We start from the raw sequence: 23,232 nt of genomic DNA on the forward strand, positions 1-23,232 counted from the left end.
GTTTTACGGTTCCCCCAATTCTAGAAAGTCAGTGGGCAGCGGTACTTCTGGTATGGGAATCTTACTCGTCGGGGCGCTGGTTTGCGTAACCGAGCTGGGCCGACCTGCACTTGTTGTCGGCTCGGAGGGTGCCACCGTCGTCCTTGTTGTAGGGGACGTGCTCGACGGTTGCGCACTGGTGGTGGTGGGTTGCGCCGGCTCCACGGGCCGTGGCGCCACCGTCTGCGTGACGATGACCTCGCTCGTGGTCGTCACCTGCGTCGTGTCGGGCGTGGAGTCCTGCACCCCAAGGAAGTAGTACATGAACGCCCCGATGCCCACGACGAGCAGCAGCGCGATGAACACGAGCCACCCCGTCCCGCCCCCGCCGGACTTCTTCTGCGTGGGCGCGGGCGCGTAGGTACGTGTTGAATCCTTGGGCACGGTGGTGGGCCGCACCTCGCGGCCGAGTGCCCGCGTCGTCCCCGTCACCGCGGGGGCCACCGTCGTGGGCGGGGCGCCGGCGGGGCGTTTCCCGGCCCGCGCCTGGGAGACGGCACCGGCGAGTGTGGAGCCGTCGCGGAACCGCGAGCCGGGGTCCTTGCGTAGGCAGATGCCCACCAGTTCCCGCACCTGCGGGCTGATCGTTTGTGGCATGGCCGGCGGGGCTTGGTTGATGTGGGCGATGGCGACGGACACGGAGTTGTCGCCAGTGAATGGCCGGTGCCCGGTGAGCATTTCGTAGCCGACCACGCCGAGGGAGTACACGTCGGAGGCGGGCCCCAGTGGCCGTCCCTGCGCCTGTTCGGGGGAGACGTATTGGGCCGTGCCCACCACCATGCCGGTTTGCGTGAGCGGCACGGCGCTGGCGGCCTTGGCGATGCCGAAGTCGGTGATCTTTACCTGGCCCTGTTCGGTGATGAGCAGGTTGCCGGGCTTGATGTCGCGGTGGATCATCCCGGCCCGGTGGATGGAGGCGAGCCCGTGGGCGGTCTGTTCCATAACATCGAGGGCGACGTCCTCGGGGAGCGTGTGCTCGCGGGCGAGGAGGTCGGCAAGCGATTCGCCGCGGACGTATTCCATGACGATGGAGTCGTCGGTGAAGTCGTAGGTGCGCACCACGTTGGGGTTGGTCACACGCATGGCGGCCCGGGCCTCGTTTTGGAACCGCTGCACGAATTCGGCGTTGCCGGTGAGCTCCGGCTTGAGCTTCTTCACGGCCACTTCTCGGCCCGCCCGGTCGCGGGCGAGCCACACGGTGGACATGCCGCCGTGGCCGATGACGTCGATGAGTTCGTAATTATCCACGTGCTGCTCCCAACATTGCTCGCCCGATGGGCGCCGCGGTGGTTGCGCCTACCGCTCGGGCACCCTGGTCTCCGCCATTCTTGACGACGACTGCCACGGCCACGTCGCCGTCAAAGGCAATGTACCAGCCGTGGGGGTCCGAGTTCCTCGAATCCTCGCCGTGCTCCGCGGTTCCGGTCTTGGAGGCAATCGTGCCGCCCTGGTAGCCGAGCGTGGCCCGCTCGGAGGCGCGCATGAGGGTGGTCACCTGGTCGGCGACTTCCTTGGGCATGACCTCGGCGGCCTCCTTCGGGGTGGTCTTGTGCTTCACCTTGAGATCGCGTCCCAGAACCTCGCTCACGATATACGGCTTCATCCGCAGTCCACCGTTGGCTACCGTCGCTGCCACCATGGCGTTTTGTAGCACCGTCATGGAGACGTCGCGCTGGCCGATGGCGGACTGGGCGCGCGCCGCCGCGTCTGTGAGATCGCCGAGCGCGCCGGGTGCCTCGGGGAGCCCGAGGTCGGAGGTTTCGCCCACGCCGAAGGCGGTGGCCACCTTGGTGAGTTGCTCGTCGGTTAGTTCGGAGCCGAGCTGCGCGAAGGCGGTGTTGCAGCTGTTGGCAAATGCGGTGGTGAGAGACACGGTGCCGCCACCGGCGCAGGCAGCGCCGCCGTAGTTCTCCAGGGTTGCCGTCGTGCCGGGCAGCGTGATCTGCGGGGCACCGGTGAGCGGGGAGCCGGGCGCGTAGCCGTTCATGAGTGCCGCCGTCGTGGTGATCACCTTAAACGTTGATCCCGGGGGCAGGCTGTCCTGCGTGGCGTGGTTGAGCAGGGGGCTCATCTCATTGGAGGAGAGCTCCTCCCAGTTCTCGGTGACGGTCGCCGGGTTGTAGCTCGGGGTGGAAGCGATGGCAAGGATCTCGCCTGTGGAGGCCTTGACGGCCACGGCCGCGCCCTCGTACCCACGGGAGGCAAGCCCCTCGTAGGCGGCCTTTTGGATCGCCGGGTTGACGGTGAGTTTGACGGTGTTCTCCCCGTTGAGCACGTCGTTTTGGCTGGCCTCCAGGCCGGCCGCGCCGAGCTGCGGATCGAGGTAGCCTACCGTCGGGCCGTACAGCAGCGCCTGCTGCCCGTACTGGCGGACGTACGTGCCGTCGTCCTGCTTGGTGGAGCTCGCGAGCACCTCGCCGCCGGCGGTGATGGGGCCGCGGGCGATCATCTGGGCCTTGTAAAACTGGCGGCGGTTGAGGGGGTTATCGGCGAGCTCGTCGGTGCGGAACACCTGCACCCACGTGAGGTTCACCAGCAGGATGAGGACGAGCAGGAGCGAGAAGACGCTGACGATGCGGATGGTGCGATTCACGAGCGGGCCTCCTCCGAGACGCGGATGAGCAGGGCCAGCAGGATGTAGTTGGCCATGAGACTGGAGCCACCCTGGGACATGAACGGAGTGGTCAGCCCCGTCATCGGCATGAGGGCCGAGATGCCGGCGACCACAACGAACACCTGCACGATGACGGTGATGGACAGGCCCCCGGCGAGGAGCTTGCCGTACGAATCGGTGGTTCCCATGGCGGCCTTGAAGCCGCGGGTGGCAAGGATGGCGAAGAGGATGAGGATCGCCGCGAGCCCCGCCAGGCCCAGTTCCTCGCCCACAGCGGCGAGGATGAAGTCGGAGTGCGCCACGGGGACTTCCTGCGGGAAGCCCTGGCCCAGCCCCGTGCCGCCGGGTCCGCCCCAGCTCAGCCCGAACAAAGCCTGGGAAAGCTGGTAGCCGGTGGTGTCGTAGTGGGCGATGGGGTCCAAGAAGTTGTTCACGCGGGACTGGATCTTGTCACTGATGGTGTAGATTCCCACCCCGCCGATGGCGACGAGGACGCCGCCGATGATGAGCCACGATTCACGCCCCGTGGCCAGGTAGATCATGCCGAGCACGGTGGTGAACAGGAGCAGCGCCGGGCCGAAGTCATTCTCCAGCGCCATGATGATGAGGGCGATTCCCCACACGATGACGATGGGGGCCATGTCGCGCAGGCGGGGGAACTGCATCCCCGCCACCCGGTAGCCGGCGACGTTGAACAGGGCCCGCTTGGTGGTGAGCAGCTGCGCGATGAAGAGGATGAGAAGGATCTTGGAAAACTCGCCGGGCTGGACGGAAAACGGCCCGATGGAGATCCAAATCCGCGCGTCGGCGTTGGCAGGTGCCCACAGCCACACGATGGGCAGGGCCAACAAAATGAGGCCCACAAGCCCCAGGATGTAGGAGTATTTGGACAGCACGCGGTGGCTGCGCACAATGATGAGGGTGGCCACAAACAGGCCCACCCCCACCACGGACCACAGCACCTGCTTGGAGGCGAGGTCGGTGTCGAGGGCGTCGTCAAGCCGGTAAATCATGATGAGGCCGAAAGCGTTGAGCAGGGCGGCCACGGGCAACATGATCTGGTCGGAGTTGGGCGCGAGGATGCTGAGCGCGACGTGGGCACCGGCAAAGATGGCGACGAAGCCGCCGATGATCCAGGCCACCTCCCACGTCAGCGGGTTACCGAGGGCGAGCTCTAAGTTGATGACGGCCGCCGTCAAAACGACGGCGGCGAGAATGAGCAGGCCAAATTCTTTGGCGCGGAACCTCACCTGCTATTTCACCTCCCGGCAGTTGACACCCGGGGTGGCAAGGTCTCCGTCGCCGGCCTTGTCCTGATTGGTGCGTGTCACGCACACGGGCAGGGCGCTATCGGCGAGGCGACGGACCTGGCCCAGCGCGTCGTCGTAGGAGCCGTCGGGCAGCCCGGCGATGGAGGTGCGGGCATCCTCGGGCAGGTCGGAGAGGGTGAACTGGTGGCAGGAGCCGGTGTCATCGAGCGAGATGTTGCCGCTTTCGTCCAGGCAGGGCCGCTGGTGGACGTGCGACAGCCCGGCGATGTTGACGCCGTTGTAAATGGTGATCGCCTCGCCGTCGGCGGCCACGTAGTAGTTGTTCGTCACCGCGCGCCAGCCGACAAAGCCGCCGAGCGCCACCACAAGCACCGCGACAAGCGCGATGATCCAGCCGGTCGCGTGCCTCTTCTTGGGCTCTGGCTGGGCCTCGGCCGCCGGCGGGATGACCTCCGGCTGGGCGCGGCCGGCCAGCGCCGCCCGCCCCGCTGCCGTGTTGGGGTTCGGGTTATACGTGGCTTCCGTGTCGAGAGCGCCCACCACGAGTGGCGAGCGCTCGGGCTCGTCATCGGTGATGGCGATGTCGGCCACCACCACCGTGACGTTATCCGGCCCGCCGGAGCGCAGCGCCAACTCGACGAGCGTGTCGGCGGCCTCCTGCGGGGTGCCCTGCGACAGCGTCGTCTCAATGGTGGAAGCGGTCACCGGGTCCGTGAGCCCATCGGAGCACAGCAGCACCCGGTCGCCTTCGCGCAGGTCGAGGTCCTTCAACAGCGGTTCGACGGGGATGCCGCAGTACGCCTTTAACAATTTGGAACGGTCGGGGTGGGTGGAGACCTCTTCGGGGGCGAGCTGACCCGCGTCGACAAGCGATTGGACGTACGTGTCGTCGTGGGTGATCTGGGAGAGCTTGCCGTCGCGCAGCATGAACCCACGCGAATCGCCGAGGTGCACCATTCCGACGCCCTCGGGCCCGGCGAGCAGCGCGGTGAGCGTGGTGCCCATGCCGTCGGTCTCCGGGTGGCCCGCGATGTGGCGGTGAATGGACTCGTTGCCGTCGGCGGCCACCGCCCCGAGCAGCGCCAGCAGGTCGTTATCGCCGGGGTTCTTGTCCAGCACCATGATGTGCTTGATCATGAGCTGGGAGGCGACCTCGCCGGCGGCATGCCCGCCCATGCCGTCCGCCAGCGCGATGAGGTGCGTGCCGGCGTAGGCGGAATCCTCGTTGTTGCCGCGCACGAGGCCGACATCGGAGCGGGCCGCGTAATTGAATGTGTACATCTAGGGCACCAACCTCACTATCGTCTGGCCAATCTTAATTTCGCTGGAGGTATCCACGGCCTCAGGTTGGTCAATTTTATACCCGTTGACAAAGGTGCCGTTGCGGCTGTCCAGGTCCTCGATGATCCAGTCGTTGCCGCGGCGGGTGAGACGGGCGTGGGTGCCGGAGGCAAAGTCGTCGATAAGCGGGAACGTGTTCGACGGCGACCGACCCAGGGTGACCTCCGTTAGCCCTGCCAGGTTGACCTGCTCGTTACCTGCGCGCACCCACTGTGGGGCACCTTTGCGGCCCAGACGCGGGCGGGCGCCGGAGGTGACCTGCTGCATCCGCGTGTCGTTCTTCAGGGCACGCAGCGCCAGCAACACAAACAGCCACAGGAGAACAGTCACCCCGATCCGCACCGCTAGTAGGATGTTCTCTTCCACAACTACGCTCCCGTGATCCGCACTTCTATGAGGCTATGACCCACCTGGATCACATCTCCATCGGCCAACATCCAATTCTCAATTGGCTGATTATTTACCACCGTACCGTTCGTGGACTCCATATCCACAAGCACTGCGTCGTACCCGTCCCATGTGATCTCCGCGTGGCTGCGGGACACACCCGTGTCCGGCAGCTGCAGGTCCGCGTCCGCCGACCGGCCGATGATGTTCGAGCCCTCGTGCACCGTGTACGTCCGCGAGGAACCGTCCTGCAGCAACAGGTTGACGCGCGGTTTCTGGCCCGCGAAGCCGCTGCGGTACTCCTGGTTGGTGGAGGCGCTCGTGGCCTTGAGCTGGCCGGTGTGGAGGTCCTTGTCGGCCTTCACTTGCACGCACACCGGGCCCTGTGTGGCCCACCCGGAGTTGCGGAAGAACCGCTGCAGCTGCCCCGCCAGGGTGGAGGGCAGGTCGCCGTAGTTTTCCGTGAGGTTGGCAAAGTCCTTGTCGGAGACGGACAGGGTGAACAGGTTCGGGCACTCCAGTTCGCCCTCGTATGTGCGCACCGCGTTGTCGGAGGCCTCCTGCTTGAGCAGTTCCTCTATTTCCGCAGGCACAACACGGCCGCCAAAGACCAGCGCCATGCCGTTGTCCAAGCCACGCTGCATGGCGGAGTCCAGCTTGGCAATTCGTCCCAGAAACGACATGCTCTTTTCCAACCTTTCTTGAACCGTCCGGCATGTAACTATTGTGAAACTACCAGTATAGAAGCCACGGTCAAAAACTGATTTTATCGCGTCCACCTGGCAGTTTGGGTAATACCCTGGTAGCGTGCTATCTTTGACAAGTCCACAGCGTTAGACGCTGTCACTCGGGCGAGTGGCGGAATTGGCAGACGCGCTGGCTTCAGGTGCCAGTGTCCGATAAGGACGTGGGGGTTCAAGTCCCCCTTCGCCCACGTTTTCACAATCCCGGAGTCTTCACGGCTCCGGGATTTTTATTTTTCCTGCTCCCGCACCTCAAGGAAGCCGCGCAGCATCCGGTCGCGCCGCTCCGCGCGCCCCGGGCCGCCGTAGGCCCGTTCCGCCGCGTCGAAGATCCCGTCCATGTCCGTGAGGTCTGGCTGGAGCGCCGTGAGCGTTTCGTCCCAGTTTCCGGCGATGTTGGCAAACAGTCCGCGGATCCCGCGCTCGCCGCCGCCGAGCTGGTTGGCCTCAAACGGGCCCACCGCCGCGTAGCGCAGCCCGAGCGAGTTGCGCACGATCCGGTCCGCCTCGGTGACATCCACCACGCCGGACTGCACGAGCCCGATGAGCTCCCACATGATGACCTTTTGGATGCGGTTGCCCACGAACCCGGGAATCTCCTTCTTCAGCACGGAGGGGTCGAGCCCGATCCCGCGGTATACGTTCCGGGCCCGCTCCACTACTTCGCTGGAGGTCTGCGGGCCGGGAACGATCTCGAGCACGGGCATGAGCGCCGGCGGTGTGAACGGGTGCCCGATGAGGATCCGCCCGGCCGCCGGGTTGCCCTCCGCGATTTGTGACGGCAGTATCGCGCTTGTCGACGACGCGAGCACGGTTCCATCCCCCGTCGCCCCCGCGAGTTCCGCGAACAGCTCCCGCTTGAGCTCCAACCGCTCCGGCGCCGCCTCCTGCACAAAGTCCACGCCCCGGGCCGCCTCCGTGAGCGACGTGGAAAAGCTCACCTTCCCGTGAAAGTGTTCTTCCACCAGTTGCTTCCGCTTCGGGTTGACGTTGGTCATGCGCACGTCCCAGCCGTGGGCCAGGAAACGCTCCGCGAACGATATCGCAATGAGTCCGGTTCCTACAATGAGCACAGTGTCCATGGCACAAATTTTAATCGGCTCCCCGGCGCTTTTGGATAACGAGAAAATAATAAACGCGCTTGCCCCCGTTGAACACGGGGTCGCAAACGCGCAGGAGCGGGTGGCCGGTGAGGAAAAGAAATTCCTTATTTACAGCGTGATGCCAAAGCCGGCGAGGAACTTCTTCACAATCTGGATGAGGTCCGGAATGGTCATCCACTGGTTGATGACGGGAATGAACACCTGGTTGGCGGGCTGCCCGGAGCTCGTCACCGCGGTGCCTTCCGGTGCGGGGGAGGGCTGCAGGCCCGTGACCTCGGTGGTGGCGGGAGCTGCTGGCGCAGCCGGGGTATTCGCCGTACCGTTCTTCAGCCCGCAGCGGTTCGCCGCTTCGTCGATGCGACCCAGTGCGGCGAGGATCTGCCCGCCGCGGGGATCGAAGGCGGCCACGGCGCGCGCCTGCGCCACCTTTGCGTTGTAGTCGGCGGTCGTGGTCCAGTACTTGGATGCCTGGGCGCACGAAATCTGCCCAGCGGGCACGGCCGCCAGGGCCTTGTCGATGACATCGGCGTTAGCCACCGGCGCGGCCAACGTAGCAGCTAAGGTGCACGTAACGATTCCAACGCGTACTTTCTTATTCATGGAGCAGAGTATAGACAACAATCGTCACACGCGTAACACCGCCGTGCGTGCGGAGGGCGTGACCATGCGTTATGGCTCCGGGGAGCATGCTGTCACGGCGCTCAACAACGTGAATGTGGAGATCGCCGAGGGGCAGTGGACCACGGTGATGGGGGCGTCGGGAAGCGGGAAGTCGACGCTGCTGAACGTGCTGTCGGGGCTCACCGTGCCCACCAGCGGCCGGGTGTGGATCGGGGAGAAAGAGATCACGGGCCTTAGCGAGTCCGCCCGGGCCCGGATGCGCCGTACCGATGTGGGCATCGTGTTCCAGGAGTTCAACCTCGTGCCCGTCCTCACTGTGAAAGATAATCTCCTGTTGCCGCTGCGCCTCGCTCACACGCGCGTAGAAAAGGAATGGTTCGAGCGCGTCGTGGACACGTTGGGCCTCGGTGGGCGGCTCACCCACCTGCCCCGGGAACTCTCCGGTGGACAGCGCCAGCGCGTCGCTGTGGGCCGGGCCGTGCTCGCCCGCCCACGCATCATCTTTGCCGACGAGCCCACCGGCAACCTCGACTCCGCCACGGGCAACGATGTCCTCACCCTGTTCCGAGGGCTGGTCACAGACCTCGGGCAAACGCTTCTCCTCATCACCCACGACGAGGCCGCGGCCTCCCGCGGCGACCGGGTGCTGTGCATGAAAGACGGGCGGCTGCAGTGATCCGCCTTGCCCTCGCCCAGCTGCTGCGCCACCCGCTGCGCTACGTGGGGCTGCTTGCGGCCGTCGTCGCCTCCGTCGCCCTCACCGTCGCCGCCGCGGCAGTGGGGCTCACCGTCCAATCCGCCGTCAACTCCACGTTTGCGGCCCCGTACTCACACGTTGAGTACGTGCGCACCGGGCAGCCACCCGCGGAGCTGCCGCCCGGTGCCGTCTTCGACCGCGTCACCCAGGTGGCGCTGCTGGAGAAAGGAAACCTGTACTCCTCCGTCACAGTCACGGGCGTCACCGAGGGGCCGCTGCAGTGGCGTGAGGTGACAGCGGGCCGACTTCCGCACGGCGAGGCGGAGGTCGCCACCACCGGTGATACCCCGCCGATCGGTGCAGACGTGACGCTTCGGTTCGGGGGCACCGACGTGCACGCCACCGTCGTGGGCCGGGTCGCGCCGGGGGCAGCGGAGCTCGTGAGCGGCGGCGCCGGGCTCATCGCTGACAACGCGGCCCTGGCCACCTGGTCGCCCACCGACCGCCCGACCGGCGAGACCCGTTCCACGGTGCCGCTCGAGGGCGGGGAGACCGTGGCCGAGCACGTCGCTAGCCTGACAGACCGGTACTTCTCGGCCCGCAGTAAGTACTTCCTGCTACTCACGGCGTTCACCGTCGTGGTAGCGATCGTCGCAGCGCTGACCATTTACTCGGCGATGTCCGTCATCACCGGTGCGCGGGTGCGGGAGCTGGGCCTGGTGCGGGCGATCGGTGCGTCCACACCGGGTGTGGTAGCATCGTTGGGTCTGGAAGCGTTCGTGCTCGGGGTTCTCGGCTCGGTGGTTGGCGTGCCGCTCGGGATCGTCGTGGCCCGGTACGCGGCGCAGCTCGCGGGGACTCTCGGTATCCGTGTTCCGTTGACATCGGTGGGGTTGCCCACGCCGTGGCTTGTGGCGATCGGGATTGCGGGCACCCTGGTGACGGTGGTGTCCGCGCTGCCGGCGGCGGCGAGCTCCACACGCCGGTCGGCCCTGGACAGCATCGCTGGGGTGCAGTCGCGTGGTTTAACGGTGGCGTGTGGCGTGGCCGCCGTCGGTTTCGTGATGGCAGCCGCGGCGGTGCGGGGGCGTGGAGGCGTGCTGTACGCGGTCGCCCACGGCGGGTTTATCACCCTCGCTGTCGCCGCGCTGGCCGCCCTTATCATTCCCGCCGTCTTGCGTGTGCGCGTGCCGTCGGCGCGCCTTGGCCTGGCGTTGGGCTACGCGTCACGGCAGTGGGCCCGCTCGGCGGCGATCATCGGGATCGTCACGGTCGCCGTCGCGCTCGTCGCGGCGGTCCACACCGGTTCCACTTTGCTTCGGAACCATTTCACCGATGTGGCATCCCGGCAGGGGGCCGTCGACGTCACCGTCACGTCGCTTTCCGGGCTTGTCGACGCGGACCTCGTCGCCCAGTTGCGTGCTGCGCCCGGGGTGGCGGCCGTGGACACCCCGTCGCACGTGAAGGAGGGGTTCGCCATCGACCCGCACTCGCCCGTGCTGCGCACCCCGATCGCCGAGGGGAAGGTGAGTCTCGCACGCGGTGCGAGCCTGGAGACCCAGCTGCCCACGGTGCGTACGAATAACGCGGTAACGCTTGTGGACGAATCACTCGTCGACAAGCGAGAAGGGAGGGCGACCACCATCTTCGTCCGGATGGAAGGGGACGCGGTGCAGGAACCCGCAGTGACCAACGCGGTGCGTGACATCGCGGCTGACAGCCCCACCCCTGTGACCATGTGGGATGCGTTCGGGTGGAGGAACGACACCGTCGCCATGGTGGAGCGAATCCTCACCATCAGCCGCCTCATGAGTCTCGTGGCGCTCGCAGTCGCCGCCGTGGGCATCGCGAGCACGATTCTTCTCTCCTGGCGGGAGCGGGCCAAGGACCGCGCGCTCATCAACACGCTGGGGCTCACCCCCGCGGGCAGCGCCGGCGTCATGGCCCTCGAGCTTCTCCTCCTCGCCGTCCCGGCAGCGGTGGCGGGCTACGCCGTAGGCACGTGGGCCGGAGGTTTCATCGCAGCCGTGGCGATCGCATAAGAAAAGGGGCGCGGTTGCCCGCGCCCCTTCACCCAGCTAACTCTCGAGGAGCTTTTGCCCCACGTACGAGTCGTTCTTTCCAATACCCGGCGGCATGATGTACATCGCCGAGGCGGTGTGTTGCAGGTACTCGGTCATCTGATCGGTAGCCATGCGCTGCAGGATCGGGATGAAGCTTTCTGCGGGGTCACGGACGTAGGCGATGAAGAACAGGCCCGCGTCCAACCTGCCGAGGTCCGTCAGGCCCTCGGTGTAGTTGTAGCCACGTCGCAGCAACCGGTGCCCGCCGTTGTGATCGGGGTGGACGATCGCGATGTGCGAGTCCACGTCGATGAGCGGGGCACCATCATCGTCAGTGGCAGTGAAGTTGGGGTCGGTGAACTCCTCGCCGCCGGACAGTGGCGCGCCCTCGAGCTTATTGCGCCCGATGGTCTTCTCCTGCTCGGAGAGGATAAGCTCGTCCCACACCTCCATCATCATGTGGATCTTGCGGATGCACAGGTACGAACCGCCGGCGGCCCAGTCGCCACCATCATCTTCCGGCTGGATCCACAGGTGCTTGTTGAGCTCCTCGTCCGAATCCTCAGCCTTGATGTTGCTCGTGCCGTCCTTGAACCCGAAGAAGTTTCGGGGCGTCTCCTGGTCTTTCGAAGTAGACGAGGTGCGCCCGTAGCCCAGCTGCATCCACCGCACCGAGGCCAGGCCAAAGGCGAGGCGCTTGAACTGGTGCATGGCGTGCAGCACCACCATCGGGTCCTCGGCGCAGATCTGCACCACGAGGTCGGTCGAGCCCTTGGTGGGATCGAGCTTCTCCGCGGCCATCCGGGGTATTCCCTTGGTCAGCGTCTTCGGGCGACGGTGCTCCAGCTTGAACTTGTCAAACAGGGAGGCGCCAAAGCCGAAAGTAATGGAGAGGGAGGCCGGTTCCAGGCCCATTGCCTCGCCGGTGTCGTCAGGCGGCACGTCGTCGCGGACCTTGGGGTCGTTGACGGGGTCGCCGGCCTGCATCCGCTCGGCGGCAAGCGTCCAGTCCGTGAGCAGCTTGATGAGGTCTTCCTTGCGGGTGGCCACCATGTCGAAGGCGACCATGATCATCTGCTGCTGGGCCGGGGTGAGGATACCGGACTGGTGATCGCCGCGGAACTCCACGGTCTGTGACATGTCGCAGGCACCAGCGGAGCCGCCAGCCTTGGCGGTGCCGTCGGAACTGCACCCGCTCAGTCCTAGCGCTGCGACTCCGCCGCCCATTCCTAGGAGTACTGAGCGGCGTGACAGTTCGTTAGACATTTAGACAATAGCCTCCGTGAGCTTGGCCAGCGGGACACGCAGGGCGTCGACAAGGTCGGACAGCTCGCGACGCTGGGCATCGTTGAGATCGGTGTAGGAAACGTAGCCGTTGCCGGACTTGTACTTGTCCAGCTCCTGCTGCAGGGCATCCATGCGGGCCGAGATGGTGTCAGCCAGCTCCGGATCCTTCTTCTTGGCCAGGGCTTCCACGTTGCCGTAGGCAACCTTGGCGCCCTCGAGGTTGGCCTGGAAATCGTACAGGTCGGTGTGGCTGAAGGCCTCTTCCTCGCCGGTGATCTTCGTGGTGGCAACCTCCTCCAGAAGCGAGATGGCGCCGTTGGAGATGTCGTCGATGTTGATGGAGAAGTCATCGGAGTAGACGAGGTCGTAGAGCTTCTGGGTATCCGCGACGAGCTGGTCGGCGGTCTTCTGACGCTCGTCCTGGCTCAGCGGGGTATCCCACAGGTCCTTCTCGGCCTTGTGCCAGCCGGTCCACTCGCGACCCTCGGTGTCGTCGGCTTCCTGGTAATCGGCTTCGCGCTCGTCCAGCGCCGGGTCGATGTCGCCGAAAGCCTCGGCGGTGGGCTCGATGCGTTCGTAGTACATGCGGGCGGTGGGGTAGAGCTCCTTGGCCTTCTCGGTGTCGCCGGCAACGTACGCGGCGGCGAACGCCTTGGTGGCCTCGAGGAGCTGGCCGGACTGATCCTTAACGTAGGCGGTGTAGTTGGTCACCGCGTCGTCAATGACCTGCTGTTCATCGGCGGCGATCTCGACGGCCTCACCCTGGGTGACGGTGAACGGCTTGTCGCCCACGAGCGAGCCGATCATGTTCTTCTTGCAGGCGGTGACGTAGTCGCCCGGCTCAAGCAGCACGGTGTAATCGGTGGTGGTGCCGGGGCCGAGGTTCTCGCGCTCGCCCACGATGCGGAGCTTATCGGGGGCGAGGATCTCGAACTCGTTGCGCACGGTGCCCTTGTTCACCAGCTTGAAGTTGATTCGCCCGGAGGGCACCTCGTTGGTGGAGACCTCGCAGGTGTCGTCGGTGATGGTCACCTCGATGGGAGCGTTGCCGTCGGCGGCGGTGCTGTCGCCACCCTCGGGGTTGTTCGCAACACAGCCGCTGAGCGTCAGCGGAAGGACGACTGCGCCGACGCTGAGCAGGGCGAGCATGCGATTGTTTTTCATTGTGCTGTAGACCTTTCGGGTGCAGGGGTTGTAGCCGGGGTCTTCTTAGGGCTCCGGGTTTTGACAATAAACAATGGGATAACGATCACCAGGTACACCAGCCACCCGAAGAACTGAAGGTGGGTGGGTGCAAGGTTGACGTTGAACATGGCCTCGAGGAGGACAAACCACCAGCTGGTAGCGTCCAGGAACGGGATGTGGCCGTCGAAGTAGCCGGAAACGTCGTAGATGGTGACACCCCAGCCTGGGATGGCGCCTGCTTCCTGCAGGTCACCAATGCCGTAGGAGACGATTCCCGCGGCCACGATGATGAGCAGGATGCCGGTGGCGAAGAAGAACGTGGAGAGGTTAATCTTCGCGGTGCCCTTGTATACGAGCCAGCCGATGACGATGGCCACGATGAGCCCGGTGACTACGCCGGCGGTGGGCTGCCAGAAGCCGCCCTGCGAGGTGGCCTTGACGGTGGCCCACACGAAGATGGCCGTTTCCACGCCTTCGCGGCCCACGCTGATAATGGCGATCCACACGAGCGACCAGCCGCTGCCGGACTTCAACGCCTCCGTCGCCTGCGCGCGCAGGTTGGAGGACATATTCCGGGCGTGCATCGCCATCCAGAAGATCATCCATGTGAGCATGAGCATGGCGACGATGGACAGCGTTCCGCCGAGGACCTCTTGTGCCTGGAAGGTGAGCGTGTACGGGCCCCATGTCATGAAAGCGCCGGCACCGAGCGGAATGACGGCGGCGAGGATCACTCCCAGCCAGAGCTTGGGGAGGATATCGCGGCGTCCGGTTTTCACCAACGTGGCTACAAGGATTCCCACTACGAGTGAGGCCTCTACGCCTTCGCGCAGGGCGATGAGAAAGTTAGCTAGGAACATCGAGGTAGTCTTTTCCACGTGAGACACTATTCACATGCCAAAAATTCATTTGGCAGTAGGTAAGGCTACCCTAAAAGTAACCTGTGAGCAAGTTCGCTTTAGCCGTACAAGTGTGTATACGTCACCTATATGGCGGTGAATGTCCCTACTTATACGAATGGCGCGCGACACCCGGGAAGAGACTAGCAACAAGCTTCCCAGGCACCGCACGCCATTCGTACGAAAATTGTGCACTGGCCTTTTTGAGTCAAAGGCGTTGCTTACGCGAAGCAACCAAATGCGGGGTGAACGCTGCCGTTACTGGAGGTGCCGACCGCGATCGAGGGTGACTACTACCCGTGACGGGGTAATCGGTGTGCGGTCGTGTGTCACGTCCGAACGCAACTAAGGCTACCCTAACTTGCCGGCGGTGGCAAGGGTGCATCCAAATCAATGTGCTGACCGTACAGCCACGCCCGATCCGTGAGCATCCGGGCCACCACCATCCCCGTGCCGATGGACAGCACCGTGAGCACGGCCGTCGCCGCGGCGGTGACGCCGAGCTGCATGTCGCCCACGTTGAGCGCGTAAATGGAGGCGAACATACTCGGGCCCGGAATCATGATGACGGCCGCGGGGATCGTCGTTGTCGTGCGCGGGATCCGCGCCTTCTTCGCCGCCACCCAGCCGAGCAGCCCGATGGTCAGCCCGCCAACGAACGCCCCGGCGTAGGCCGTCGCTCCGGCGTAGATGAGCGCGAGGCGGGCCAAGTTGCCCACCGTCCCCGTCGTCGCGGCGATGAGCACCATCCGGCGGGAGGAGTTGAACAACAGCGCGAACCCGGAGATGCCGATGAAGCTCGCGAACCCGGCCCGGATGAAAAACCGCGGGTCGCCCACCTGCGGCACGTGGGTGGGCGGTTCCAGGCCCGTCACCCAGCTCACCAGAGCCACCGACAGCGTCGCCGCGGCGATGAGCGTCACCGCGTAAAACAGCCGGGAAATGCCGGCGGCGAAGTCGAAGCGGGACAGGTCGATCATGGCCGAGAACAGCGGAAACCCCGGGACAACAAAAAGCACGGAGGCGACAAACCCTGGCGCCGCCGCCTGGGCGCTAACCACACCCGCGAGCCCCAGCAGCTGGATGACCACCCAGAACGTGAGGCACGCGGTGACCGCGCCGGCGGAGACGGAGGCCAGCTGCCGGGCCTTCTTGCGGGCCAAGCTGCCACGGACGAACTGCCCGGCCGCCGCGGAAACGGCGACCACGAGGGCGTCGACAAGCGAAAAGTGGTTGAGCACCGCAAAGCTCGCGCACGCGAGGCCTGCGGCGACCACGAGGAGCGGCAGCGACCAGCGCTTGACCACCCCGGTTTCGATCTCGTCGAGGCGGGCGTTCAGCCACTCGGCGGTGATCCGGTGGCGGATCGTGTGCGTCAGCGTCTCCAGTGCCTCGATGCGGGAGGCGTCCACGCCGGGGCTGTCCTGCGAGGCGACCACCGTGCGGAACTCGGCCCCCTTGTGAAACGTGCAGGTGATGGTGGTGACGGCGATGTTCGCGTCGAGCCGATCGAAGCCGAGCGCGCGACCGGCCCGCTTCATCCCGCGGATGACGCGGTAGCCGCCGGTGCCCGCCCCCATGTACAGCATGCCCAGGCGCAGCACCGCGTCGGCCTCCACGCCCATCCGGTGCTGATCGCTTCCAGTCACAAACCGCCTCCCTACATAGGTACTGTTAACCCCTACGTTGTACCGCAGCATCGATGAGACCAGCAAACAGCGGGTTCGGCGCGGTGGGCCGGGAAGTGTACTCGGGGTGAGCCTGCGTGGCCACCATGAACGGGTGAATCTCCCGCGGGTATTCCACATATTCCACCAGCTGCCCGTCCGGGGACGTGCCCGAAATCACAAGCTCGCCGAGCCGATCTCGGTAGGCGTTATTCACCTCGTAGCGGTGGCGGTGGCGCTCGGACACCGCGCGGGTGCCGTACAACTGGGCCACAATCGATCCCTCCGCGAGCGCCGCGGGGTACGCGCCGAGCCGCATGGTGCCGCCCAGGTCCGCCTTGCCGCGCACGGCCTCCTCCTGCTCAGCCATGGTGGAGATGACGGGCTCGGTGGCCTCGGGGTCGATCTCGGTGGAGGTGGCGCCCTCGATGCCGTTGGCCCGGGCCGCCTCGATGACCATCGCCTGCAGGCCCAGGCAGATGCCCAGAGTGGGCAGGTTGTGTGTGCGGGCCCACGTGATCGCGTTGATCTTGCCCTCCACTCCGCGGGCGCCAAACCCGCCGGGAATGACCATCGCGTCCAGCTCGGCCAGTTCGTCCTTCAACGTCTCTGAATCGGAGCGCATCCACCGAATATTGGCTTTCTTGTGTTGCGCGAAGCACGCGGCCCGCAGCGCCTCCGCCACCGAAAGGTACGCGTCCGGCAGGTCCATGTACTTCCCCACGACGCCCACGGTCACCTCACCCTTGGGCTCGTGGACACGTTTCAGCAGGTCACCCCACACCGTCCAGTCAATGTCACGGAAGGGTAGTCCTAGCTTGTCGACGACGAATGTGTCCAAATGCCGCTTGTACAAAACGTCCGGAATGTCGTAGATGCTCGGCGCGTCGGGACAATCGACCACACCCTCGCGCTCCACGTCGCACATGAGCGCGATCTTGTTCTTCTGCTCCTCGGGTACCTCGCGGTCGCAGCGCAGCACGAGCGCGTCGGGCACGATGCCAATGCCTCTAAGCTCCGCCACCGAATGCTGCGTGGGCTTGGTCTTCAGCTCCCCGGAGGGTGCCAGGTACGGTACGAGGGAGCAGTGGATGAACAGCGTGTTGTCCCGCCCCAGCTCGTGTCGGAGCTGGCGCACCGCCTCGAGGAACGGCTGCGATTCGATGTCCCCCACGGTGCCGCCGATCTCGCACATCACTACGTCCACGTCGTCGTCCGCCATGGACCGGATGCGGGACTTGATCTCGTCGGTGATGTGGGGGATGACCTGCACGGTCTTTCCCAGGAACTCGCCGCGGCGTTCCTTGGCGATGACGGTGGAGTACACCTTGCCCGTGGTGACGTTCGACTTCTTGGTCAGGCTGCGGCCCAAGAACCGCTCGTAGTGCCCGAGATCGAGGTCGGTCTCCGCACCGTCGTCGGTGACGAACACTTCGCCGTGCTCAAATGGGTTCATCGTTCCCGGATCAACGTTGAGGTACGGGTCGAGCTTCTGCATGGTGACCCGTAGTCCCCGGGAGATGAGCAGCCGGCCGAGGCTCGCGGCGGTGAGGCCTTTGCCTAGGGAGCTCACCACACCGCCGGTGACGAAGATGAATTTGGTGGGACGGGAAGTTGTCATAGCAGTCTCCAAAAGGGGATGTGAAGGGACAGTTGCGTTGTGGATGACAACAAAAAAACCGCGGCTTGTTAGTCAACAACCACGGGACTCCAGTATAACAATTTTTGCTATTTTTCACGCAAATCGGCAGGTGAAAAGGGTGTTCGAAAAGACGTCATGACGCGTAATCGGTGTGGAAATAATGTGATTATGACTAAGAAAATTCTTGGGACCCTCGCCGTCGCCGCAACACTCGCGGGAGGCGTGGTCGCCCCGGCCTCCGCCGAATCACCCGCTCCCACCCAGTCCAGTTCCGCCGACGAATTCTTTTACGAGTCCGACGGCGAGACCCTCACCCCCGGTGGCACCGCCGTCATCGCGGTGAGCTCCATCGCCGCCATCCTCGGCCTCCTCGCCGCCGGTGGCGCGTGGGCCGTGTCCCAAGGGATGCCGCCCAACCCGTTTGCCCCGGCTCCCGCTCCGCCTGCACCTGCGCCTGCACCGCAGGCGCCGATGTACAACGACCTCTGCACTGAAAACCAGGTACTACAACCGACAGTGGGTGCCGACGGCTTCAACTTGGTGTGCGTTTACGGCGGGCGTGATTTTCGCTGGGTTTACGGTCCCAAGCCACGTGGCGTAGGGACTGCCCACCAGGGTGGCTACTGTGATGCCGACGGTGGACAGGACGATCAAGGACGCATGATGATGTGCCTTAACAACCAGTGGATTTACGGCCCGTAAAGGCTAGATTTCCTCTACCTTCACCGTCATCCCGATCTCCGTCCACTCCCACGGTGCCAGCGATACGCCCGTGCTCGGATCTTCACCGAGCAGCGCCGGCTCCACGCACACGAAGTGGCGCCAATCCTCGGCAGGCATGTCGCCTGGCACCTTTGTGCCCGGGTTCCACACGACGGTGTGGTCATGCTCGTGACCCGTGACGATGATGCGACGGTGACCATCAGTGACGGTGACGGGCGAGGTGACGGTGGTGCGGTCGTCGACAAGCGAACCATCGAAGCTGTAGCCCTCGACGGTGGGGGAGGTGATGTCGGCGACGCGGAAGTAGGGGTGGAATGCGAGCTGGACGTTGCGGCGTTTGCTCGACGCGTTGCGCGCCTTGAGCATCATCGCGAAGCCCTTCGGCGTGGTCTGAATTCCCAGGCGAAAATCCCACTCGTCGTGGTGGATGCGACAATCGAAGCCGCCCGGCACCTCCTGGCACTCCCAGGCGCGACGACGCGCCCAGCCATGCGCCGGCTCCTGGCCGGTCAGATCGTTGAACCACGGCGCGATGATCGGCACGCCGCCCCGGATCGAGCCGCCCTCGGCGAAATCAGCCTCCGGCGAGAGGTACAGGAGCTCACCCAGGCGCGAGTCCGCGGAGAGCAGGTGCGCCCGGCCATCGGCGATGGTGAGGGCGGTGCGGCCGGATTCGGTGGAAGTCAGCGTTTTCGGGGCAGTAGTCATGGGTCCCAGGGTAGTCGAGGGCGGTGGGATCTACTCGTCCTCGGGCTGGGAGGGCCCCTCAGGCTTGGGCTCCTCAGCTTTCTCACTCGCCTCAATAGATGCCCTGATTTGCTCGAATAGCTTTCCGGCATCGAAATTGCCAACTTCATCGAAGGGACTGCTGAGGTTGATGAGCGTTTTGGGCATGAGGACTCCTCAGGACGAATGAGCTATTGATTTTAGTGAGGGAATTGCTTGCGGCTGGCCAAAGTGTGGTTACACGACACTCCGGTACAGGATCCCCGCACATGCAGGGCATTCCCGGCTCTCCTCCGATCACGTGGAGGGATTTCGGGCTCATCCCCGCAGGTGCAGAGCAAAGCCTTGATAACCAGGGGGAAAATGTGGGTTGGGGGGAGACTGCGAGTTAACTTGGCTATCACCTCCTGCGGGCTCGGTTCATGATGCGCGCTTTGCTCCAGCCTGTGCGTCTCTGGGGCGGGGTGCGGTGCGTCGGACGACGGATGAGGGTGAGCCCGTCGAAATCGGCGGGTTGCCATTCGGTTCGGTGGGTGCGAAATTCCAGGCCTTGCTCGTTATCGGAACTCCACACGAGGATCGCGGTTCCATCCTTGCAAAGCTCAACGGTGCGGCCCCAGATCGCCTCCCGGACGCGTGCACTGGGGCGCCCGACAAATACGGTAGGTGAAATCTGGAAGAGCCACTTCGTGAGGTCACCACGTAATCCTGCGGGGCAGGCAGAAACAACGAGGACCATCATTTTGTTGCCTCATCGTCGGCCCAGTTTTGGCCAGCACGAATTGCGGAAATCTCATTCCACAGGAATAGTTCGGCGTTGATCGGATCCTCGTCATCGGAGAGATTCATGAGGCTGTACAGATCGTTGACCATCCGTGGAAGAAGCTTCGTTTCCACTATCTTGTCCCTGATTATCCCGCGAATATTCTGTGGAGCATTCATCGGGTCAGCGGCTACGGCATCAAAGGCACACGGAATGGTGATGTCTGCCTTGTATAAATCGGCAATGTCGTACACAAATGCGCGATCAGTTCCCATGTGGACCACACCAAGAGCAGGAACAAACCCAAGCCCACAAATAACTGCGTGGGTTATTCCGTAGAGCGCCGCGTTGGCAGCAGTGAGGGTTTTGTTTATGGGGTCGCCAAGTTCAAAATTTTCGGGATCGTACGTGCGTCGTTCCCACGGCACCCCAGTACGTGCCGATTCCCTGAGATAGATCTTCTTCATGCGGGCGCCTTCGCGCCCGCGAAGTTGCTGCATCGTGGCAGTATCGACGTTGTCATCGGGGAACCGCTGCGCGTACATACGCCGCGCGCAGGCGAGGCGTGCACGCTGGTTTGAAACTATCGTCGCCTGGATCTCAGCAAAGCGGGATGTTTTGGCGGGCGGACGCCCGCTTGCGTAATAGCGAACACCCTTTTCGCCGACCCAGCACGTGGAGACCCCGGAGTCGCCAAGAATTGCCATGGCGGCGTACGTGATTTTTGTACCCGGGCCGAGGAGAAGTACGGCCAGAGCCGTGGCGGGGATATGGATCACCCCACGCTCATCCGAAATGGTGATTGCGTTTGCGTCCCGATTGACAATTGCGCGCTCCACGTAGAGGAAGCTGATGCGCTCCTCCATGCGGGTGAGTGCTTGCCTGTCCAACGGGAGCTGGCGTGGGGTGGGCACTCGTTACCTCCTTGCCAGGGTCATAAGGCCCAAGCCGTAGGCTCGGCCTTTGCCTATGCCCTGGGTGAGAAGTGTGCGGAGGGCATCCGAATTTGTTACTTCCAGGGAACCCTCAAAGCGCGCCGTGGTTAACGCCACGGTGGCTTTTCTGGAACGGGGGTCCTTAGAAAACCGCAGAACCTCCTGGCGAGTGATTCGCAGGTCGGGAGCCTCGCTGCCCTCGACGGAGAACAAGGAAAACCCGTTTTTTGCGGAGCGATCCTGGAGCCACTTGATCTGTTGATCAAGTTTGACCAGCGGGATTGATTTCCCGCGTTTGCCGTCGCCCTTGACACTGATGGTCGGGTTGGCTGTTAACGCGAAGTTCCATTTTTGGCCCTTGGTTAGTGCTCGTAGGAACTTGTCGTAGTCGGCGGTTTGTGCGGGGCGCGTGGCCCATCCGATGCGCTCTGCGAGCTCAGCTGTCTCCGGACGCTCTGGTCCGACTATGTACAGTTGGTACTCGTGATCGTGCTGGTCGAGGCGCCACAGAACACGTGCGTCTGCCGTCGAAATATCGGGAGGGAACAGCCCTCGTACCTCGGCGTGCATAGCCTCCGGGTTCATCAGTACTTTTCGCCCTTGGCGTTTTTGCGGGTTGACGTAGATTCTCGTAAATGTGGTCATGCTTCGATCACCGTTTCAAAAAACCTGTCGGATTCCTGCGCAGCATCGTTGTCGAAGTCTGCGGTCCGCTTGTCAATCACCACGCGTCGCCATCCGTACTGGCGGTGCTCTTGTGAGAAGCTGATCGGAACATCTCGCGCTGCGATTCCGTTTGTTTCCTCGGGGAGAGCGTCACGGTGGATCGGTAGCGAAACCCGCAATGAGCGGGCTTTGCGGTGGTGCTGCGAGGCGTGCCACGGCTCGTCGATAAGCGCCTGAACAGCGTCAGTATCACGGATACCTAGTACCAGACGTGCTGGTGCGGGGCATGAGCGTCGGCCGAGGAAAAGCGGGAACCTGGGGTGTCTCAGTGCTTCTTCCATCGATTCGAGTAGCGTTCTGTCGTCGGATTCTACTGCGGCGACGAAGGCGGCATCGGCAAGATAATAGCGGGTAACGAGCTCCGCAGGGCCCTCTTTGACCTGCCAGTGCTGTGCCGTCTGATAGTCGCGGAGAAGAGTCCCCGGTTGGTCCACCCGCACGGCGAGTCGTAGCTGGGCGAGGTCCTCAAGAGGATCGCTCCGTCGTCTGCCTTGAGCAGCTGCGATGAGTCCGAGAATTCCCGATTTGGTTGGCACCGCCGCTGTCTCTCGCGATTTATATCGGCTGCTGTCACCCCATGATTGCATGGGACCTTTCAGCAGTAGGAGTAGCGAATGCGTCATGGATTAGTTCGCCTCGTTCAAGGCTGCTTCGAGGACGGCATCCAGCTCGGGCAGAGTGGTCTCTTTTGCGATGTCGGCAAATGCGTCTCGGAGCTCACCGAGGCCCAGGACAAACGCCGCACGGGGTGTGAATCCGTACTGTTCCTCGAGTTCCTTCTCTTCTTTCGCCATGGCCTCGGCTGCTGCTTCTCGACGTCCCGTGGTTGCGGTTGCTGCTACCGGTTCCTCGAAGGCGTTGACGAGGCTCACAGGGCGTGTATCGCGGAGCGCGATGTAGACAAGCTCTGGCAGTGTCTGGTTGGCAAAGGTGTTGATCTTGCCGGTGGGCATGGATTTGATGAAGGCGTCGATGAAGTGCAGCGCGCACGTCTTTGCCACATCTTTCTCATCGCGATGGGGCGCGTTGAATGATTTTCGAGCCATTCCAAGAGAATCGCTTGTGAAGCACCCGAGTGAGGAAACTTAATTAATCGGGATTCGCTACGGCTCATTGTGAGGTCGAGTCCCGCCGCACGAACACGATCGGCGTACGTGCTCATGTCCCCACGAGGTTCTAGCTGTGTTTGGAATGTACATGTTGCTTTGCCGATATCGTGGCTTCCAGCGACGAATGTAATGAGGGATTGGATCGCCGTGCTGTCTAGACCGGACTCGTCTTCCAAAAATCTTAAAGTTTGATTGCTCAGCCAACTCTGCGTAAGCGCAAGAGCAACACAGGCCGAGTCAATCAAATGCTGAGGTAGCGAAAGATACGCGCCCGATTTATCTTCACGGTTTTCCGGTGTTTTGGCCCACAGCGCTCTGGACTCGACCGAAAATGAGCTTGCAAGCCTCTCCGCTGCGTTGCAGAACTCGTCCAAAGCATCCACTGAGGTGCGGTTATCAGCGTTCTTAGGGTGTGGGCTCATACTTCAAAATAGTAAAGCATCGCAGTTACGCGAATTTGGGCTTTTCCGAACATTTCTCGAAAACTACCCGACGGGGATGGTCATATCAGGTGGGGGAACGTTCATGAAAGAGGATTGAAAGGGCTAAATAGCTGTCCACCTAGTTTACGAACTTTGACTTACCTTTCGACACGTCCCATTACGGTTTAGGCAGTTCCCTGCTGGGGACCCGAGGATTCATGGTTTCTCCCCTTTTGGGGTGGGTTATGTTTGTTCCGGTCCCTGCTTAG

The 23,232-nt window shown here is 63.6% G+C and carries 23 protein-coding genes, 1 tRNA gene and 1 pseudogene; 4 read left to right on the forward strand and 21 right to left on the reverse strand.

The window, feature by feature from the left end:
• Nucleotides 1-3: 3 nt before the first annotated feature.
• Genes HMPREF1219_RS09410 through HMPREF1219_RS09435 form a run of 6 tightly spaced genes read right to left on the reverse strand, consistent with a single transcriptional unit; the run spans nt 4 to nt 6,335 of the window.
• Nucleotides 4-1,287, reverse strand: coding sequence for a serine/threonine-protein kinase (locus tag HMPREF1219_RS09410; RefSeq protein ID WP_016458690.1), 1,284 nt, complete (start codon nt 1,285-1,287; stop codon nt 4-6).
• Nucleotides 1,280-2,632 (reverse strand): penicillin-binding transpeptidase domain-containing protein, encoded by a 1,353-nt coding sequence (locus tag HMPREF1219_RS09415; RefSeq protein ID WP_016458691.1) that lies wholly within the window; start codon nt 2,630-2,632, stop codon nt 1,280-1,282. Before HMPREF1219_RS09415 ends, HMPREF1219_RS09410 begins: the two co-directional genes overlap by 8 nt.
• Nucleotides 2,629-3,903, reverse strand: coding sequence for an FtsW/RodA/SpoVE family cell cycle protein (locus HMPREF1219_RS09420; protein ID WP_016458692.1), 1,275 nt, complete (start codon nt 3,901-3,903; stop codon nt 2,629-2,631). The genes HMPREF1219_RS09415 and HMPREF1219_RS09420 overlap by 4 nt, the downstream gene beginning before the upstream one ends.
• A gap of 3 nt (nt 3,904-3,906) precedes the next feature.
• Complete coding sequence (locus tag HMPREF1219_RS09425) at nt 3,907-5,205, reverse strand: PP2C family protein-serine/threonine phosphatase (protein ID WP_016458693.1); 1,299 nt, start codon at nt 5,203-5,205, stop codon at nt 3,907-3,909.
• Nucleotides 5,206-5,631 carry an FHA domain-containing protein FhaB/FipA gene (locus tag HMPREF1219_RS09430; protein ID WP_016458694.1) on the reverse strand — a complete coding sequence of 142 codons (426 nt, stop codon included), beginning with the start codon at nt 5,629-5,631 and terminating at the stop codon, nt 5,206-5,208.
• 2 nt (nt 5,632-5,633) lie between these two features.
• Nucleotides 5,634-6,335, reverse strand: a complete 702-nt coding sequence (locus HMPREF1219_RS09435) for an FHA domain-containing protein (protein WP_016458695.1) — start codon at nt 6,333-6,335, stop codon at nt 5,634-5,636.
• A gap of 166 nt (nt 6,336-6,501) precedes the next feature.
• On the opposite strand from HMPREF1219_RS09435, the gene HMPREF1219_RS09440 reads away from it, so the two are divergent.
• Nucleotides 6,502-6,586 (forward strand) — tRNA-Leu (locus HMPREF1219_RS09440).
• 39 nt (nt 6,587-6,625) lie between these two features.
• Here the strand turns inward: HMPREF1219_RS09440 and HMPREF1219_RS09445 are convergent.
• On the reverse strand, nt 6,626-7,477 hold the full coding sequence (locus HMPREF1219_RS09445) for a 3-hydroxyacyl-CoA dehydrogenase NAD-binding domain-containing protein (protein WP_016458696.1): 852 nt from the start codon (nt 7,475-7,477) through the stop codon (nt 6,626-6,628).
• A 129-nt stretch (nt 7,478-7,606) separates the two neighbouring features.
• The gene (locus tag HMPREF1219_RS09450; protein WP_016458697.1) at nt 7,607-8,098 is read right to left on the reverse strand and encodes a hypothetical protein; all 492 of its coding nucleotides are present in this window, start codon (nt 8,096-8,098) and stop codon (nt 7,607-7,609) included.
• Between HMPREF1219_RS09450 and HMPREF1219_RS09455 the strand changes: the two genes are divergently transcribed.
• Together HMPREF1219_RS09455 and HMPREF1219_RS09460 are read left to right on the forward strand one after the other, a co-directional pair.
• Complete coding sequence (locus HMPREF1219_RS09455) at nt 8,097-8,795, forward strand: ABC transporter ATP-binding protein (protein WP_040427526.1); 699 nt, start codon at nt 8,097-8,099, stop codon at nt 8,793-8,795. The genes HMPREF1219_RS09450 and HMPREF1219_RS09455 overlap by 2 nt on opposite strands.
• The gene (locus HMPREF1219_RS09460; RefSeq protein WP_245554444.1) at nt 8,768-10,858 is read left to right on the forward strand and encodes an ABC transporter permease; all 2,091 of its coding nucleotides are present in this window, start codon (nt 8,768-8,770) and stop codon (nt 10,856-10,858) included. The genes HMPREF1219_RS09455 and HMPREF1219_RS09460 overlap by 28 nt, the downstream gene beginning before the upstream one ends.
• A 36-nt stretch (nt 10,859-10,894) precedes the next feature.
• On the opposite strand, the gene efeB is transcribed toward HMPREF1219_RS09460, so the two are convergent.
• From efeB to HMPREF1219_RS09485, 5 genes are all read right to left on the reverse strand, one after another.
• A complete protein-coding gene (efeB, locus tag HMPREF1219_RS09465; protein WP_016458700.1) occupies nt 10,895-12,145 on the reverse strand; it encodes an iron uptake transporter deferrochelatase/peroxidase subunit in 1,251 nt (416 codons plus the stop codon).
• Nucleotides 12,146-13,330, reverse strand: a complete 1,185-nt coding sequence (efeO, locus tag HMPREF1219_RS09470) for an iron uptake system protein EfeO (RefSeq protein ID WP_016458701.1) — start codon at nt 13,328-13,330, stop codon at nt 12,146-12,148.
• Nucleotides 13,327-14,229, reverse strand: coding sequence for an iron uptake transporter permease EfeU (gene efeU, locus HMPREF1219_RS09475; protein ID WP_245554445.1), 903 nt, complete (start codon nt 14,227-14,229; stop codon nt 13,327-13,329). The genes efeO and efeU overlap by 4 nt, the downstream gene beginning before the upstream one ends.
• Before the next feature lie 377 nt (nt 14,230-14,606).
• The gene (locus tag HMPREF1219_RS09480; protein WP_016458703.1) at nt 14,607-15,899 is read right to left on the reverse strand and encodes a threonine/serine exporter family protein; all 1,293 of its coding nucleotides are present in this window, start codon (nt 15,897-15,899) and stop codon (nt 14,607-14,609) included.
• A 25-nt stretch (nt 15,900-15,924) separates the two neighbouring features.
• Entirely contained in the window at nt 15,925-17,538 is a 1,614-nt protein-coding gene (locus HMPREF1219_RS09485) for a CTP synthase (RefSeq protein ID WP_016458704.1), read from the reverse strand.
• 189 nt (nt 17,539-17,727) lie between these two features.
• On the opposite strand from HMPREF1219_RS09485, the gene HMPREF1219_RS09490 reads away from it, so the two are divergent.
• The gene (locus HMPREF1219_RS09490; RefSeq protein ID WP_016458705.1) at nt 17,728-18,261 is read left to right on the forward strand and encodes a hypothetical protein; all 534 of its coding nucleotides are present in this window, start codon (nt 17,728-17,730) and stop codon (nt 18,259-18,261) included.
• Between the two features lie 3 nt (nt 18,262-18,264).
• Here HMPREF1219_RS09490 and HMPREF1219_RS09495 read toward each other — a convergent pair whose 3' ends face one another.
• The 8 genes and pseudogenes from HMPREF1219_RS09495 to HMPREF1219_RS13440 all read right to left on the reverse strand — a co-directional run.
• On the reverse strand, nt 18,265-18,990 hold the full coding sequence (locus tag HMPREF1219_RS09495; protein WP_016458706.1) for an aldose epimerase family protein: 726 nt from the start codon (nt 18,988-18,990) through the stop codon (nt 18,265-18,267).
• Nucleotides 18,991-19,020: 30 nt separating this feature from the next.
• Entirely contained in the window at nt 19,021-19,176 is a 156-nt protein-coding gene (locus HMPREF1219_RS12885) for a hypothetical protein (protein WP_016458707.1), read from the reverse strand.
• Between the two features lie 232 nt (nt 19,177-19,408).
• Nucleotides 19,409-19,750, reverse strand: coding sequence for a type I-E CRISPR-associated endoribonuclease Cas2e (gene cas2e, locus HMPREF1219_RS09500; RefSeq protein ID WP_016458709.1), 342 nt, complete (start codon nt 19,748-19,750; stop codon nt 19,409-19,411).
• On the reverse strand, nt 19,747-20,685 hold the full coding sequence (cas1e, locus tag HMPREF1219_RS09505; RefSeq protein WP_016458710.1) for a type I-E CRISPR-associated endonuclease Cas1e: 939 nt from the start codon (nt 20,683-20,685) through the stop codon (nt 19,747-19,749). The genes cas2e and cas1e overlap by 4 nt, the downstream gene beginning before the upstream one ends.
• A gap of 3 nt (nt 20,686-20,688) precedes the next feature.
• Complete coding sequence (cas6e, locus tag HMPREF1219_RS09510; protein WP_016458711.1) at nt 20,689-21,351, reverse strand: type I-E CRISPR-associated protein Cas6/Cse3/CasE; 663 nt, start codon at nt 21,349-21,351, stop codon at nt 20,689-20,691.
• Nucleotides 21,348-22,055 (reverse strand): type I-E CRISPR-associated protein Cas5/CasD, encoded by a 708-nt coding sequence (gene cas5e, locus HMPREF1219_RS09515; protein ID WP_016458712.1) that lies wholly within the window; start codon nt 22,053-22,055, stop codon nt 21,348-21,350. Before cas5e ends, cas6e begins: the two co-directional genes overlap by 4 nt.
• Before the next feature lie 3 nt (nt 22,056-22,058).
• Nucleotides 22,059-22,478, reverse strand: coding sequence for a type I-E CRISPR-associated protein Cas7/Cse4/CasC (locus HMPREF1219_RS09520; RefSeq protein ID WP_016458713.1), 420 nt, complete (start codon nt 22,476-22,478; stop codon nt 22,059-22,061).
• A gap of 17 nt (nt 22,479-22,495) precedes the next feature.
• Nucleotides 22,496-22,963: pseudogene (locus tag HMPREF1219_RS13440) on the reverse strand (HD domain-containing protein); the annotation flags it as partial.
• Nucleotides 22,964-23,232 lie beyond the last annotated feature (269 nt).

Origin of the sequence: Corynebacterium pyruviciproducens ATCC BAA-1742, assembly GCF_000411375.1 — a bacterium.
Lineage (GTDB): Bacteria > Actinomycetota > Actinomycetes > Mycobacteriales > Mycobacteriaceae > Corynebacterium > Corynebacterium pyruviciproducens.

Excerpts from the sequence above, each read along its gene's own strand:
- HMPREF1219_RS09450 (WP_016458697.1), bottom strand. The coding sequence starts at position 8,098 with ATGAATAAGAAAGTACGCGTTGGAATCGTTACGTGCACCTTAGCTGCT.
- cas5e (WP_016458712.1), bottom strand. The coding sequence starts at position 22,055 with ATGACGCATTCGCTACTCCTACTGCTGAAAGGTCCCATGCAATCATGG.
- HMPREF1219_RS09455 (WP_040427526.1), top strand. The coding sequence starts at position 8,097 with ATGGAGCAGAGTATAGACAACAATCGTCACACGCGTAACACCGCCGTG.
- efeB (WP_016458700.1), bottom strand. The coding sequence starts at position 12,145 with ATGTCTAACGAACTGTCACGCCGCTCAGTACTCCTAGGAATGGGCGGC.
- cas2e (WP_016458709.1), bottom strand. The coding sequence starts at position 19,750 with ATGATGGTCCTCGTTGTTTCTGCCTGCCCCGCAGGATTACGTGGTGAC.
- HMPREF1219_RS09495 (WP_016458706.1), bottom strand. The coding sequence starts at position 18,990 with ATGACTACTGCCCCGAAAACGCTGACTTCCACCGAATCCGGCCGCACC.
- HMPREF1219_RS09435 (WP_016458695.1), bottom strand. The coding sequence starts at position 6,335 with ATGTCGTTTCTGGGACGAATTGCCAAGCTGGACTCCGCCATGCAGCGT.
- HMPREF1219_RS09490 (WP_016458705.1), top strand. The coding sequence starts at position 17,728 with ATGACTAAGAAAATTCTTGGGACCCTCGCCGTCGCCGCAACACTCGCG.
- efeO (WP_016458701.1), bottom strand. The coding sequence starts at position 13,330 with ATGAAAAACAATCGCATGCTCGCCCTGCTCAGCGTCGGCGCAGTCGTC.
- HMPREF1219_RS12885 (WP_016458707.1), bottom strand. The coding sequence starts at position 19,176 with ATGCCCAAAACGCTCATCAACCTCAGCAGTCCCTTCGATGAAGTTGGC.
- cas6e (WP_016458711.1), bottom strand. The coding sequence starts at position 21,351 with ATGACCACATTTACGAGAATCTACGTCAACCCGCAAAAACGCCAAGGG.
- HMPREF1219_RS09485 (WP_016458704.1), bottom strand. The coding sequence starts at position 17,538 with ATGACAACTTCCCGTCCCACCAAATTCATCTTCGTCACCGGCGGTGTG.
- HMPREF1219_RS09520 (WP_016458713.1), bottom strand. The coding sequence starts at position 22,478 with ATGGCTCGAAAATCATTCAACGCGCCCCATCGCGATGAGAAAGATGTG.
- HMPREF1219_RS09445 (WP_016458696.1), bottom strand. The coding sequence starts at position 7,477 with ATGGACACTGTGCTCATTGTAGGAACCGGACTCATTGCGATATCGTTC.
- HMPREF1219_RS09425 (WP_016458693.1), bottom strand. The coding sequence starts at position 5,205 with ATGTACACATTCAATTACGCGGCCCGCTCCGATGTCGGCCTCGTGCGC.